This is a genomic window from bacterium, from assembly GCA_041649255.1.
In the GTDB taxonomy this organism is placed as follows: Bacteria; Hydrothermota; UBA3073; order JACQXS01; family JAQTXJ01; genus JAQTXJ01.
In genome coordinates this window covers 1-16,280 of sequence record JBAZNK010000002.1, presented here as the reverse complement: position 1 = coordinate 16,280, position 16,280 = coordinate 1, and the positions used below count along the sequence as shown (strand labels likewise).

Annotated in this window: 12 protein-coding genes and 1 pseudogene; 1 reads left to right on the top strand and 12 read right to left on the bottom strand. The window is 35.0% G+C overall.

The features are described 5' to 3' along the window. Nucleotides 1-6: 6 nt before the first annotated feature. The 7 genes and pseudogenes from WC614_01530 to WC614_01500 all read right to left on the bottom strand — a co-directional run bounded on the left by WC614_01530 (nt 7) and on the right by WC614_01500 (nt 7,925). Nucleotides 7-149 (bottom strand): annotated as a pseudogene (locus WC614_01530) (DNA/RNA non-specific endonuclease). Continuing rightward, the gene (locus WC614_01525; protein ID MFA5031676.1) at nt 148-786 is read right to left on the bottom strand and encodes a hypothetical protein; all 639 of its coding nucleotides are present in this window, start codon (nt 784-786) and stop codon (nt 148-150) included. The pseudogene WC614_01530 and the gene WC614_01525 overlap by 2 nt, the downstream one beginning before the upstream one ends. A 48-nt stretch (nt 787-834) precedes the next feature. Beyond that, nucleotides 835-2,028, bottom strand: a complete 1,194-nt coding sequence (locus WC614_01520; GenBank protein ID MFA5031675.1) for a hypothetical protein — start codon at nt 2,026-2,028, stop codon at nt 835-837. Nucleotides 2,029-2,062: 34 nt separating this feature from the next. Continuing rightward, nucleotides 2,063-2,311, bottom strand: a complete 249-nt coding sequence (locus tag WC614_01515; GenBank protein MFA5031674.1) for a hypothetical protein — start codon at nt 2,309-2,311, stop codon at nt 2,063-2,065. 243 nt (nt 2,312-2,554) lie between these two features. After that, complete coding sequence (locus WC614_01510) at nt 2,555-6,046, bottom strand: T9SS type A sorting domain-containing protein (protein ID MFA5031673.1); 3,492 nt, start codon at nt 6,044-6,046, stop codon at nt 2,555-2,557. Nucleotides 6,047-6,066: 20 nt separating this feature from the next. Then, entirely contained in the window at nt 6,067-7,050 is a 984-nt protein-coding gene (locus WC614_01505; protein MFA5031672.1) for a HEAT repeat domain-containing protein, read from the bottom strand. An 89-nt stretch (nt 7,051-7,139) separates the two neighbouring features. Continuing rightward, a complete protein-coding gene (locus tag WC614_01500) occupies nt 7,140-7,925 on the bottom strand; it encodes a hypothetical protein (protein ID MFA5031671.1) in 786 nt (261 codons plus the stop codon). 239 nt (nt 7,926-8,164) lie between these two features. On the opposite strand from WC614_01500, the gene WC614_01495 reads away from it, so the two are divergent. Beyond that, entirely contained in the window at nt 8,165-9,190 is a 1,026-nt protein-coding gene (locus WC614_01495) for a PorV/PorQ family protein (protein MFA5031670.1), read from the top strand. A gap of 232 nt (nt 9,191-9,422) precedes the next feature. On the opposite strand, the gene WC614_01490 is transcribed toward WC614_01495, so the two are convergent. From WC614_01490 to WC614_01470, 5 genes are all read right to left on the bottom strand, one after another. Continuing rightward, nucleotides 9,423-9,545, bottom strand: coding sequence for a hypothetical protein (locus tag WC614_01490; protein MFA5031669.1), 123 nt, complete (start codon nt 9,543-9,545; stop codon nt 9,423-9,425). A gap of 179 nt (nt 9,546-9,724) precedes the next feature. Then, on the bottom strand, nt 9,725-10,963 hold the full coding sequence (locus WC614_01485) for a serpin family protein (protein ID MFA5031668.1): 1,239 nt from the start codon (nt 10,961-10,963) through the stop codon (nt 9,725-9,727). A gap of 68 nt (nt 10,964-11,031) precedes the next feature. Further along, nucleotides 11,032-13,023 carry a T9SS type A sorting domain-containing protein gene (locus WC614_01480; GenBank protein MFA5031667.1) on the bottom strand — a complete coding sequence of 664 codons (1,992 nt, stop codon included), beginning with the start codon at nt 13,021-13,023 and terminating at the stop codon, nt 11,032-11,034. Between the two features lie 11 nt (nt 13,024-13,034). After that, nucleotides 13,035-15,188, bottom strand: coding sequence for a T9SS type A sorting domain-containing protein (locus WC614_01475; GenBank protein MFA5031666.1), 2,154 nt, complete (start codon nt 15,186-15,188; stop codon nt 13,035-13,037). 10 nt (nt 15,189-15,198) lie between these two features. Beyond that, a partial coding sequence (locus tag WC614_01470) for a T9SS type A sorting domain-containing protein (protein ID MFA5031665.1) occupies nt 15,199-16,280 on the bottom strand: 1,082 nt, incomplete at its 5' end.

The following is a 16,280-nucleotide window of genomic DNA, read 5'->3' as shown; positions in this document are numbered from 1 at the left end:
ATTTTGTTAATTTTTTAAGTGTTCCCATCTATTAATATCGGCATGTGATTCTATCTTATTTTCTACCGAATCTGGCAACTCTGAAAAAAATCTATCCCAGTCAAAACCTCCACAGAATCTATCGTAACCGCATAATAAGATAAAGGTTCATTCGGTAGTTTTATCTAACTCTTCAAACTCTTTCATATGTCTCTCATAATCTTCACGTTGTCTTTTTATGCATTCCGGTTCTTTGTCATGACATTCAGTATCAAATAAACAGTTTACAAAGTCTATAGTTACCCACAATATTGGGATTGCCATAGCAAAGTTATAAACTGATTTTCCGTGAAGATGAGCGGCAGAGTTACGTAAGTTTGAAATAGCTTCTAATTGCCTATCATTATCAATACGCTTAGGTATAATTTTCTCTTTTTTAAGCCATTTCAAAATAGACTTTAAGGAAGCATCTACGTCTTCATAACCCACAATTCTCCATCTTTCTCTAAGAAATTTATAAATATTTATATCTTTAATCATAGTTCTTGATTGTTCTTTCTTTATCAACTTACATTCTCGAGGCAATGCATCAAGAAATCTTTCCTTAATAGCCGTTTCAGTAAAAAGAAATAAGTTAATGTTACACAACCAATAAAAATCATACTCATAATATGCATAAAAACATATCTTTTTTGCAAGTTCCAACATTTCACAAATTTTTTCAGGAACTTTATTACTTATCGGGACTTCTTTGTTTATTGCCTTCTCAAAATGTTCCAAGGTAAGCCCTTCATTACGTGGATCCATGTCACATAGGTTTTTCATTTATATTAACTCGATATAATATTTTTCGTTTTATAATGGCAATGTAACTTCTTGGTTATTTAAGCAACTATTGTTGAAACAAATTTGCTTATTATCAATAGTATTACACCACTTACCGCCTGATGTACAATATCGTTTTCCCAGAGGACAAGAATGTGTCATATATTGCACTCCTATTTTCCCAACGCGTCCCTTCCCTGTAGAAATTAAAAAATGTAATGCTGCTGGTAAACTATCAGTGTAATGGCTACTGGTCCCATGATGTGGCACTTTCAAAAACTGATAACTATCTTGTAAATTTAGCTTATTAATTATACTCCGCTCTACATCCCCTGTCATTAGTATTTTTCTATTTTTATCGTGAAAAACAATGCTTGTCGAGTTGTTACTTTTTGAAAAAAGAGAAGTATAAGAGGGTATAAATTTTTTTATAGTATTTTCCGTTGATAAATTTATATTATTTCTACGTCTGAAACCTTCTAAGCTATAATATGACGCATCTTCTAAACCAATTAGACTGTTTTGAGTTCTTATAATAGTATTGAAATTTTTCATATCAGATTCAGGATGTTCCGTTAACACATACCATTCTTTCATATTTTTTAATATTTTTTTCTTAAGAGCATTAAATTCATTAAAAAGTTGTCCGCCTTTTAATATTAATATACTATCTATCTTATCTAAGAAATCCTTGAATTTAAATTGGGTAAAATCATATTTCTTGTCAGGCCAAATAACATCAAATTCTAGGTTTCCAAATTTTATTTTTTTACCAGTAGAGAGATACTCTATATTATTTGCTAATTTTGTTACCATTTCAATGTGTTTGAGTATGTTTTTTGAAATAATATGTGAGTAAGTAAATTTATTCAGAAAAGTGTAACAACAAATCGCCACTTCAAGTAACATTGACTCCCCTGTTTTTTCATCCTCAATGTCTAAATAAGGAACGTAAATCTTATCAAAAATTTTCTCTTCATTCTTAGTTTCAGCTAAATATCGGAAACCATTATAATGATCCCCATGAAAATGCGTAATTAATGCGGAACTATTTTTGTTACCATAATATTTATATAACGTTTGGTCTATTAAGAGTTTAAGTATATGATTACTTTTAGATTTAGGATTAAAACTCTTCGATCCGCAGTCAACCCAAAGAGAGTTGTCCCCATCTAAGAATAAAAAACAGTCTCCAAAACCAACGTTAAACATTTTAAGAATCATATATAAAACATATTGATATCAAAACCTTTCCCTGTCAATAGGTTTCTGTCCCCCCCGATAAATAAAAAGCTCCCCCGGGAACGATGGGGGAACTCGGTTGCGTTATGTTATTTTCCCTTGCAGAATTTTTCTTACAAACAATAACCTCATTGCCATCATATTCTTCAAGAAAATTAATTAACTCACCCATTATGTGTCTAGTTCCATTTTTGCAAAATTCTACTTCCAAACCCAATTCTTCAAGTTCTTTATAATCAAGAATATAATCATGAATGTTCTCCACAGGTTTACATACGTTAAGTTTTTATATTTCAGCGGGTTACGATAGAACAATTTTTGTTCTATAAAATGTTCTACTGAGAAAAAACTATCACTACTACTTAACTGACTTCCAGATATTAATAGTGAATTGCCGTTCAATTTGTACCGAAAGGGATAATACGGGGGACTAACTATTTTTCAACGCTATACACCTTCCGTCAACTAACTCCGAGAAGGGCTTTTTATCTACCTTTTAATTTCTACTTTATCTTAATATCGTAAGTTTCCGTGTTGCCTTGAAATTGCCTGCAACAAATTTAATGAAATAGATCCCTTCGTTAAGCTCCCCATTTTTTATATTAGCTGTGTAATAGCCTTTTTCTTTGACATCCGAGCAGAAATTTTTAACCAATCTGCCCGATGCATCATAAAGTTTTAATGAGACGTTTGCTTGCTCCGGTAAGCCGTACTTAATTACAGTGCCTGCCATAGAAGGATTTGGAGATGGTGAAAAGAGCACAAACTTACCAGGGAATATGGGCTTTTCTTCTGTGCCTACACTCGTCACTACAAACTTAACTGGTTCAATGTATGGATTTTCATCAGTATCATTTGAAAAAATACTGAGAGAACCAATATTAGTTCCATTACTCAATCCATTACAAGCAACTGTTACAATTACATTTTGAGAATCACCTGGTATAAGAGTAAAGTTAGTAGGGGTAATTGATGTTATCCATTTATAATTTTTTGTAATATTAGATACAGTTAAGTCTGCATTCCCATTATTGGTTACTATCATTGTTTTTACTGTATCACAAGTGTCACTGCTTTCATAAGTTACGTTCGCCCTTAACACAAAATCTCCGGGATATCCCGGATTATACCAACCAGGTAAGATATCTGTAGCACCCATTCTATCAGCATAACTAAGTCCATTGTCTAACCCTATTCCTATATTAGCATCCATTGTTTGCGGCCCTACAAATATATAAAAATCTCCCACTATCAATGGCTGTGTAGATAAAGTTGGTGAAAAATATCCACTGCTTGAACCAACATTAAACGTCCCTTGACTTTTAAGAGTTCCAGGATTACCACCATTATCATCATAGACATGTATCTCAAATGTTGAAGCAGAACCTGTTTGATTTCCTATATAAACTTTTGCTCCTGTAACTTTAGAACCTGTTTTTTCTGTTGGAGTAAACTTTACTCCATAATATTTACAACTTGATACATCAGAGGGGTCGTAAGGTTTAATATATGATGGAGTTCCATTATCATAGAAAATAGTATCTTCAATGGAACTAAGAAGAGAGGTTTCTTTTTTGCTCCCCCCATCCCATTTAAATCGCAAAGTATCTGGTATAACTACTATGTTAGGAGAAATATCCAACACAACAAAATTTTTGAGTATACTTTGTCCTTCATTCTCAGAAGTATCGTATACTTTAGCATAGTACCAAATAGACTGCCCTGCTGAATATGTACCAATATTTTTTGTATTAGAAAAAGAACTGCTGAAAATACTATCCCATGTTTGAATATGTTGAGTTCCGTCATTCCAATATAAGGTAACTTTTTGTAGATAGGTATTATCGGTAGCCGAAATATTTAAAGAAATATTGGTCCCTTCAATTGGTTGTTCTGGAGATACTGTTACATCAACAATTGGTATACTATCAGGAGACTCCAGTATTTGAAAATAGTCCACATACTCTTCATCCCAGTTGCTCGAAGGGTCTTCAATAAGTACTTTAACTTGCCAATTTCCACATTTATTTACTGCATCATGTCCGGTTATATTTATCCAACCCCAAAACTTATACCAATCCCAATAGTCATCAGTCGGCGCATCCCCGCTATCTTCAAAAGAAGAATAGAGACTCCCTGCCGGTTCATAGAATTGCCATTTCACTTTGGCTCCAATCGAAGCCACATCCATGTTCATCCATGTCATAGCCTTATTGTCCGTCTGATAAAATGTATTTGTAGGATTAATCGGGTCATATGGGTCTGAAGTTTCAATGTCTTTACACATCTTGTGTTCTGTTAAGTCATACCTAATCACGAATTTTTCTGTTGCACAACGGTCATATCCACTACCATCATCAACATAAAGCCTACAAGACCATTCTCCCTCTATGTCCGATATGTTTGACAACCAATACCAGCATTTATACCAATCCCAAGAGTCGTAGCCTTCGGAAGAAGGGTCCGGGACATTAAAGGTATTTGTTTTATATAAACTACCATCGGGTTTATACCATTTCCATTTTACTGTCAAAGCTTTATATATATCCGTAAGATGTACCCAAACATAAACTTTGTCACAATTTTCATTAAATGCTATTGTCTCATGAATAGGATCATAGGGCGAAGGATCGTCTACATCTCTACAAACGGTACTACGATAAAATGTATATCCGCTCCCTCCACCTCCCGGCTGAACCTGTAATGATTGAGAAGTAGTTCCTGCTATGCTTCCGTCAGATACGCTTACATTTACGCTATAATTACCATTAGAACCTGGAGCAGTTATATTTCTACTATAATTACCATTTACATCTAAGGGTGTTGTCCATACATTGACACCAGATATTGTAATTGTAACTGTTCCGCTTGTTACTGATGGGCCATTATCATAAACTGCACTTCCAGAAACATTAACTGTCTGATATGGCTCACAAGTAGAAGGATTAACTATTTCACTAACCAAAATTGTTGTTGGTAAATTTGTAACATAGAAAATCAAATCTTCGGAAGCAGGATAACGAACTGTATCGTATTGTCCTTCTCGGTTACTTCTAAAATAAAAGTAATAATGATGTTCTCCAACACTGAATGACTGCCCTCCTGAACTTGGATATCTATATTCTCCATTATAGCGAGTTTCACCAACATTACTCATATTATAATAATTCCCATCAACTATAACAGAACAAGAATAATTAGGTTCGTCTAATTCATTATCTATATAAGTAGTCGTAAAATAGAATTTTGTACTTGGACTCCCATTTGATGGTATAACAGTTGCATTTAATAGAATAGGAGAACTATTATAGGATGGTTCCCCGTGGCGAGGTCCAGAAATATCGTGTCCATCTACGGCTTGTGATTCATTATTGAGCCATTCCAGTTGTAGAGTAGGACACATATTATGATGTCCTCCATGAATAGGGCAAGTAGCTACTGGTTGTCCTAGACCATTACTATAATCTTGAGGAACAATACCAGTGTTATTTGAACTGGTCTCGTCTGGGCTTATTGGTTCATTGAAAACATGTTCATATGTCCATTCAACCAATCCATCACACCTTAAAGTAGTAGGGTGATCTTTATATCCAATAAGATAAGGCCATGCAGGATATGCAATTCCTATACAATCATAAGCGGCGTCTATTAATTCCTCTCTCTTTTGTAATGTTTTTCCTCTTGTCTGACAATATGATCCCCAATATGAAGTATCGGGTTTCATATCATTCATAAAAAAATTCCAACCAACAAGCGCACTAATGCTTCCTGGTCCCACCGCTTGCATAATTTCTCGAACTCCATCGCTTCTATATCGGTAAAAAATAGCAACATGCCCTCCTTCCATACCAGCAGCAGTAAGATATCTAAACATAACATCCCCTGGAGAAGGATATAGAATTTGATTTGTAGCTTGGGTAGGAATATGAGCATTTATAGGAAGAGGCACAACAAATATGCCTAAAATCAATGATACCATAATCATAATTTTTTGTCTCATATGTCCCCCATTTTTATGTTTTAATAAGTTTTTAAAAGCTCTTTTATTTCAGATTTTATATATTCACTTTTAGTATCATTTAGTATTCCCTCTATAACTGGTTTTGCTTTAAGTGGAGTAATTTTCATAAGGACCTTTGCCACACAAACTTGAAATCGTTCGTCTTTATCATTTAAAACAGAAAAAAGTTTATTCTTAACTTCTTCGTCCTTATAATTTTCTAACCCTTCAACTGCTATGACACGAAGCTTTCCATAATTGTGATCCGATACAATTTCAAGTAATATGGTTCGTGCTTCAGCCCCGCCAATAGAAGTTATAGCACGAACTACTTTATGTTTCACTATTTCAGGGTATTCTGGAATATCATTAGCATCTAATTTCCTTTTTAATGGGGCAAAAGATTCGTTAGCTTTTAGATTGCCTAATGTTTGGATTGCTAATATCTGTACCATATAGTATGAATCATCTAAACATTGAATCAAAGGTTGAATAGCTCTGGGATCATTGAGCAAATCTAATCCCCAAATTGCTCTTTCTCGCACATATATATTTTTATCCTTTAGATTGTGAATAAGAAGGGGGAAATATTCTTTTTTTCCCATAGATCCTAATCTAAAAGCACATACACCCCGTAAGTAAGGGTGTTCTTTCTCATTTTTTAAGATTTTTGCTAATATTTCAGCCGATTCATCGTTTTGAGAAATTTGAGAAAGCATTTCTACAGAGACAAACCGAAGTTTCCAATCATTCATACTATCCTTTATTGTCTCAGAAAGATATGGCAGAGAAGAATCTTTTTTAGAAACAAGAGCTTCTGCAAATAAAAAGGCTTTTCCTTCTATATTTTCAATGTTTGTATCAGCTATTGTAATACTCCTTACCGAATCTATTAAAGCCTTACAGGGTAAAAGATTGTATACATTTTCTACTTTTCCCAATAATTCACCCTTAAGAACAATTATTGAAGCAAAAATTAATAAATAACCTATATTTTTTTTCATTTTTCCTCCTTACTACAAAAAAACCTTCTTTATCGTTTTATAAATTAAAGCAATAATTGGGCTGTTAACACCTAACGATATTTGTCGAATCAGAATTCGTAATAATCTTCTGAAATAATTGAAGTACTGTCTATTAATAACACTCCATCATTTTTTAACTCAAATTTTATTAACAAATTTTTTGCATTCTTACTTGTAGTAAATGATTTTGTTATCGTATTCCACGAGATGCTTTTTGCTATATCATTACTAAATAGGGGACTAATAACTTTATTTTCTTTGGAATATTCATATATGGTTAAATTGATATCTGTATTACAATTATATTTTACTGATAAACTGTAATTGGCACTTGGCTCAATTATTAAATATTGAGCAAGATAGATATCTTTCCCATTTCTCAATATCCTTGCACATTTTCGTACAGGTTCCCCATTAAGAGAATATAATATTTTTCCTTCGATATTTGAACCCCAGCCATCTGGGGTTCCATCATTATTGGTGTCCATAAGAAAATTTCCATTTGCCATAAAATTATGCAAAACATATTTTCTCTTACTACTAATTTGATTTGGTATTCCATGCCCTTGCCCATCGTGTAATACCGAAGCACTACATATCTCTATGGGTGTAGCTTCTTTTAACCCAATTCCCTCATCCTCTTTGTATTTCTTTTTCAGAAACATTTTATTTATAGGTTTTCTACTACTTCCCGAACCATGAATAATATTTTTTTTCTCATTTTCCTTTTTATTGAGTTGTGTAGTCTCATTACCACCAGGGATATTTAAATTTACCCCAATAATTTTTGTTCCTCCCAAAAAAGATATACTTAATGTTAACAAAAGCGCTCCAATTGTTTTATACGTTTTCATCTTTCCTCCTAATTAAAATCATATTCCAACAAGACCAATTACTTAATATTCTCAAAAACTATCTTTGTCAATCTTTAATGCCAACTTTTTTTATTCCTCGGTGAATCGGGGTGAATTGCGTCTCTAACATCAAGGAGATTTTGTTCGCGGTTGAACACGAATAGCTGAGAACAGAGGCTATTCATAGAATAAAAGAAAAATGTTGACTAAAGGGGACTGTTTGATTAATTTATAGATAAATGAAAACGTACAAAACACTAATCTTTGGAGCGGTGATATTATGCCCGTTCTGTGCTTATTCCGGGGTATCTGAGCTAAGCGTGCCTTTTCTCCTCATTTTCCCTGATGCCAGACAAAACGGAATGGCAGGCGTATTTACCGGAGTCGCAGACGACGCTCTGGCCACTTATTATAACGATGCAGGGATGGCGTTCCAACAGAAACATAATATCGCGTTTACTCATATGAACTTACTGCCGGGATTATATCCCGGTATATATTACGAAACCCTGTCATCCGTTTTTCCAATTTTTAAACCGGATTCACTAAAAGAATCCAAACAGGCAATAGGCGTGAACGTTATATGGTTACATACCGGGACTTCCGAAGGCACGGACAACCGCGGAAATGAAATAGGTCCCTGGGGAAACTGGGATTTTTCAGCAAAAGTTTCATACGCTAACAGGATAACTAAAAAATTTAGCGTAGGAGCGGGAGTGAAATATATCTATAGTTTTCTCTGCCCTGTGGAGACAATCAGGCTACTTTACGGACAAAGCATCAGATATGGAGGTTCAGGACAAGCATTTGCATTTGATTTTTCCGGTCTTTATGTTTTTAGCAAACGGTTGCAGCTTGGGTTATCAGTACAGAATCTCGGGTCTGACATAACGTATATAGAAGCCGGGATAGGTGAGCCGTTACCACGGATACTCAGAGCCGGGATATCATACAAGCCGAACAATAAACTCGTTATTGCGGGAGATATAACAAAAGTCCTTGTCGGGGTTTTTCAAGACTGGCAAGAATCGGGATTTGATTATATTTACCGTGACACATGGAAAGGGATTGGATTGGAATATACGTTTTATAAGATTTTCTCGGCAAGATGGGGATATTTTTCTGACATAACCGGCAAGAGGAGCGGTCCTACTTTTGGTCTTGGTATAAAGGTTAAAGGGGTAAGCGCGGATATTGCTTTGGATTCGCGTCTTTATGAATTTCCGACTGAGAACTGGACGTTCTCTTTTCATTATTGTTTTTGAAGGAACAGATAAACATTTTCTCACAAATAAACAGGGATAAAATCCTGTGCCAAATGGATAGGATCTTTTGTGACTAAGAGAGATAAAAACCCATAAACCTAAATCAAAACTAATCAAAATAGATAACAACTCAGGTTGATTATTAAGAACAAGCCATTGCACCGATTTTCCTTGTCTATCAAGGACATTCGAGAAATGCCTTTTTCTGATTTCCAGTCATGCGCCTTTGCTTTCAATCTATCTCAATTCCTCTTTTGAAGAGACTAAAAAACAATACAATGCCACATATAACTAAAATAGGGAGTAAAATTCCTATTGCTATAATACTTCCGGTAAAAATTAATCCGTCTCTCATTTTTGCGATGTTCTAATTCATATATGAGCTTTTTTGTCAGTCTTGTCAATAGGGGAAATACTGTATTTATGAAAAAGTCCTTCCATGAATAACTCTGAGTATCTGACTTTTGAGTTCTATGGCTTTGAGTTCTATGGCACGGACAGAAAATAGGGGTTTTGTCTTTTTGTTCTCTTATTTTATTTAATCGGATTTATTAATCTTCCGATAAACAAAATACTCCCAGAACGATTATCCCGGATTAAAAATATAAAAGGATGGTCTGCCCGGAAAACCGGAATTTGTTTTTGCCTAACCATTGGTCGTCGCGATTCTACTTGCATTTTTACAACCGTCACCGCTGCTGCCTCAGTGCCTTTTTCATTTACATCTATAAAAGCTTTATGGATTACAGTTGAAATAAACAATCCCGTGTCGCCAGCCATTCCTGAAAAATCTGCAGACTGTGAAGAGAAAGCATCCGTCACTCCCATAGAATTAAGTGTTCCTGCCATGCTAAACTCCGAAGTCATTTTAAATTGTGGAAAATAAACCCTAACTTCATGGTTTTGGAGATTTTCTATCCACTTGCTCAGATTGTCTGATACAAGAGAGTTTTCCAACTCAGCAAGCCCGTCAACCTTTTTCGGCAGTAAAACGAACATTGATAAATTTCCCCCTTTATATGGCAATTCGATTGCCTGAAATTTATCCGTTTCTACAAAATTAAAGTTTCCTTTTTGAGACATCATAAGCACTTGAATTCCTTTATCTGGTTTCACATAAAATGGAGCTTCTTGAGTTCCCTTTTTATTTCCCTTCTCATCAAACTCTTTAACCCAATTGCCTTTGAAATATATCGCATTAGTCAAAACAAGCTGAGTTAATGGACTAATAGTTCCCGGTCGAATAATGTCTTTAATTTTGTTTTTGGTTTGTTCCTCAACCCAACTATTAATAGTCTTGCGTGCCAATTCCGTATTCCCGAACTCAATTTCTTTGAATCCTGCTCCGTAGTTAGCTTTTGTAATTTTAAGAAATTCATTAAGAAACTTATATCCTTTTTGTCCCCATAAAGTATTGGCAATGTTTAACTGGTAGTTTTTGTTTTTGCTCTGGGTTTCGACAATTAAATTCTTAAATGCCGGGTGTAAACTTGTTGTATCTAATAAGTCAAAATGTAAAACTTTTGCCATTTGTGTTTGAGTATTGCCTCTTGCGCCTGCATAAGTCATTGCTAATGCAGTTGAAATGCTGTATGGCGAAAAGAATAAATTGCCTTCATTGTTTTTTAAGTTAGCATATAAATCAAAAGCAAAAGTATTATTTCCCTTAACTAACAAATCTTTTTTATTTGCGACAGTCTCATTGGAAAACACATTTCCCGTTATTAAGAGAACAACAAAAGAACTTATTATAATTCTGTATACCTTATTCATATTAATTCCTCCTTGTTAGTTCACAAAAAGTCCTTCCGTCAACTAACTCTAAGCATTGACGGTAAATCCTATCTCATTAAAATAAGTTTCTTTGTGGATTTATAGTTGCCGGCGGCAAATCTTACAAAATAGATACCAGAAGAAAGTCCCATGGCATTAAAACTAACATCATAACTCCCTGCTTCTTTTTCACTGTTCACCAATGTCTTTACGGGTCTGCCGGTAATATCATAAATTTTTAGTAAAACCTTAGTTTTCACCGGTATCTGATAGGAAATTGTTGTGGTCCGAATAAATGGATTTTGAGTTGTTTTTATCTTTGGTATCCTATCTTTTAATCCTGCACTCTCTTCAATACCTGTTAAATTAAAGTCAATATTTGGAGTAGCATTCGGCATTGTAACAGAAACTAAATTGGCAGTATTTGAATCAGGCTTCTGGTTATACCATAAAGTTCCATATCCTGATGCCATTGCAAATACTTTGTAATTACCTGTGCGGAGATTTTTTAAGGTATATTTGCCATCCGTACCTGTTTCGTCTACAAAGAAAGGCAACCAACCATAAAAATTGTTGATATAGAGCCAACCTCCTACCTCAGCACCTGTTATTGATGTTTTTGGAGTTCCACAAACCGTGCCAGTGATAAAACCGCATTGTTCAAGTGTGAAATCTTTGTTAATTATTGAATCCGGTGCAGTAACATATATGGAATCTGCGCTTAACCAATTGTTTTTATTATTATACCATTCAAATGCATGAATAGTATCTTCATTGTCACCCCAAATGTTAGGGAAAGCCCAGAGTTTATAATATCCTGTCGGCAGACTCTTAATTGTATAATTCCCGCTTGAATCAGTATCTTCACCACCTACTACTTCCCCTGAATTTATATTGAATGCATCAACTTCTACGTTTCCAATTGGACCTTTGGCACTATACACGCTGCCTTTGATTTTCCCGCCAATATATAAAGAGAAATTAATATTGTTTACGGTATCCGGTAATGTTACGTTTACTAAACCTGCCGAGTTCCAGTCAAGTTTATTATTCCAGTAAAGGGTAACATATCCACTATCATGTCCGGCTTTTACTTTATAACTTCCCGTTGGTAAGGCAGTTGCAATATAATACCCGTTGGAATCAGTTGTTCCTCCATTTCCAACCCATCCTTTAGTAGTTGCATTATAAACACCAACGCTTACACTCGCAAGAGGTCCTTTAGCGCTCGTAACATATCCTGCTATGCAACCGCCAAATTCTAATTCAAAATTAATATTTTTTGTAGTATCAGGGACTGTAACAGAGACTATATTGGCATTTTCACGACTTAACTTATTATCATACCATTCGTCTATATAACCGCTTTCCCAACAAGAGGTGTGAACATTATAGCTTCCTGTCGGTAAGCCCTTTACAATATAATATCCCATTGAATCCGTGTAACCATAAGAACTATTGTCATCGATAACGGCATCATAAACATTAATATAGACATTTTTAAGTGGACCTTTAGCGCTGGTAACATATCCTGATATAGAGCCACCAATTTCCAATTCAAAATCAATATTTTTTATTGTATCGGGAAAAACTACGGTTATTATATTTGCGCTGCCTTCGTTATATTTATTATCATACCATTCACTTATGTAGCCTATTGAATTTGCATTGTTGATTTGAAGCTTACAAATAGTGAACTCAAGAGGCTTTCCCGCAAAGAAATGAATAGTATAATGCCCAAGAGAATCAGTTTTCCAACTTCCACTACTGTAGCCACTATTCTCAATAAAATTAGAGACCCTAAATCCTACGCCCTTGATTGGATTCCCGTAGGTATCGGTTACCGTTCCCATAATAGTTCCAAGTGTATCACCGCTCTGAAAAAATGTATTATTCTCTTTTTTCACAAAGGAACTATCTCGAGAAGTTTGTATCCTTTCCGGTTTCCCAAATTTTCCCATAAACCATGGTTTATGGGTTTCACGCCTTTCTGCAGAAAAAGCGTTCGTTAATAAAAGGGTAAAAAATCCCGTTACGAAGCATACCTTAAAGTATTTCATTTGTACCTCTCTTATTTTATCAATGTTAATTTCTTCACAATCTTTTGCTCTCCTGCGTTCAGCTTCAGGAAATAAACCCCTGACGGATAATCCTTTGCATTCAGGGTTAGATTATAACTCCCTGCGGGTTTTTCTTCGTTAATTAATGTTTTCACACAGCTTCCTGAAATATCGTAAATGGCTAACGAAACTTTACTTGTGGCAGGTATTTGATACTTGATAATTGTTGATTTAATAAATGGGTTTGGGGAGATTTGTAATTTGGAATTTGAGATTTTAGGATTGGGATTCTCTTCTATCCCTACTCCATCCTCTTTAAGCACCCAAACTCCACCCGCGTAATAACAACTTACATATATCAAACTGTCCTGTGGATTAACTGCAATAAATCCCGGCTGTTTCCCTACAGAAACTGTTTGTATAACTGAATTATTTGTCCCGTCAATTAAGGAAATATTATGACTATCCCAATTTGCCACATAGATTCTATTTGTTGTAGGGTTTACGCAGATTCCAAGTGGCCACTTATTAACGGCTACTGTAGCAATGACCGAATCATTTGTCCCATTTATTACTGCGACATTTTTACTGTTTTCTGTTGATACATAGATTCTATTTGTTACCGAATTTACACAAATACCCCAAGGATAATCCCCAACAGATACTTTCCCAAGCACTGAATCATTTGTTCCATTAACGACTGAAACATTATTGTTACTTCGATTTACTACATAGATTTTATTCGTTACCGGATTTACACATATACCACGAGGGTCAGACCCAACAGTTACTCTTGCAATAACTGAATTATTGGTTCCATTAATGACTGAAACGTTACTACTATCCGAATTTGTCACATAAATTCTATTTGTTGTCGGGTTTACACAGATACCATAAGGAGAACCTCCAATGGTTACTGTCGCAACTACTGAATTATTCGTACCATTGATTACTGAAACGTTATCGCTACCCGCATTTGCAACATAGATTCTGTTTGTTGTTGGATTTATACATATAGCAGCGGGAGAAGTCCCAACGGTTACAGCAGCAATTACTGAATCATTCGTTCCATTAATAACCGAAATATTATTGCTACAATAATTTGTCACGTAGATTTTATTTGTTGTCGGATTTAAAGATATACCATAAGGCTGAACCCCAATGACTACTGTCCCAATTAATGAATTATTTGTCCCATTAATTACCAAAACATTATTATTATCATAATTTGTCACATAGATTTTGTTTGTTGTTGGATTTATACAAATATCTAAAGGGTAAAACCCGACGGATATTGTTGCAATCACTGTATTATTTGTTCCATTAATAACTGAAACATTACTACTATTATGATTTGCCACATAGATTTTATTTGTTGTCGGATTTACACATATTCCACAAGGATATTGACCGACAGGTATTGCAGCAATAGCTGAATCATTCGCTCCATCAATTACCGAAACGTTCGCATAATAAGTAGCTACATAGATTTTATTTGTTGTCGGATTTACACATATACTCTGAGGATAAGACCCAACTGCTACTGTATCAATGACCGAATTAGTTGTCCCGTCAATTACTGAAACATTATCGTCATTATAATTTGCCACATAGATTTTATTCGTTGCCGGATTTACACATATACCCTCTGGGGTAGACCCAACGGACACTTTCGCAACCACTGAATCTTTTGTTCCATCAATTACTGAAACATTATTGTTATACCAACTCGCCACATAAATTTTATTTGTGGTTGGATTTACACATATACAATGAGGACCAGACCCAGCAGGCCCAGACACAACAACTACTGTTGCAACCACTGAATTATTAGAACCATCAATGACTGAAACGTTATTACTGCCTACATTTGCTACGTAGATTTTATTTGTTGTCGGGTTTATACATATAGCATAGGGGGAAGACCCGACGGTTACTGTAGCAATCACTGTATTATTAGTCCCATCAATGACCGAAACATTACAAGTATTATAATTTGCCACATAGATTTTGTTAGTTGTTGGGTTTATGGCTACGCCAATTGTGCCCAATCCATTTCCTGTTTGCGGGCATAACATTATACTGTCAACTACTGATACTTTTGCCCATACACATTGACTCAGTATTGTAATTGTAAAAACTATTAACATATTTAGTTTTTTCATAGTTTTCTCCCTACTTCATTAATATCAATTTCCTTGTCTCCTTATAATTCCCTGCTATGAGGGTAGCAAAATATATTCCTGCGCTCATCCCCCTCACGCCCACGCTGTAATTTCCTGCTTCTTTCTCTTCTTTAACTAATGTTTTCACACAACTACCAGAAACGTCATAAAGCTTTAATGACACTTTACTTTTAGCAGGGATGTAATAACTTATAACTGTTGACTTAATAAAAGGATTCTTAGTTATCCGGAGCGTAGCAATACCCTGCCCAAGCGATGGCGTATTCTCCTCTATTCCTTTCGTATCCACTAATACCCAAACTGCGCCATCAAAAAGGCAGGGCACATAAATCCTTCCTGTACTGTCATTTACAGCGATAAACCAAGGACACCTTCCGACAGTAACCGTTTGTATTACCGAATCAGTAGTTCCGTCTATTACGGAAATAGTAGTATCGGTATTTGCAACATAGATTCTATTTATCTTCGAACTTATGCCAATTCCCCATGGATACTCACCAACTTTTATAGTTTTTATAAGCGAATCGGTGGCTCCATCTATTACAAGAAGATTCCCTCCCCCGGTTGTAACATATATTTTGTTAGTTTGCGAATTAACACCTATGCTGTGAGGCCATTTTTTGCCTTCTCCTACAATTTTTATTATTGAGTCTGTTGAGCCATCCATTACAAGAATAGCGCTGTCAATATTTGCTACATATACCTTATTCGTTACTAGATTTACACCTATTCCTTCGGACCTTCCGTTAATACTTATGGTTTTTAGCACGGAATCAGTTCCCCCATCTATTACCGAAACATTATGGTCATCCCTTGAAATATAAACTTTATTGGTATTTGGATTTACGGCAACATCTCCAGGCCACTTTCCAATATATATATTTTTTATTAAGGAGTTAGTTGAAGCATTTATAACAGAAACATTCTCACTCCCCGTATTTGTAACATATATTTTATTGGTTGTGAAATTCCCTTTTATCCCCATAGGCGAGATTCCAACTTTTATGTTTGCAGTTACAACATTGTTTAGAGCATCTATTACGGAAACATCATTAAGCCCCCAACTTGTAA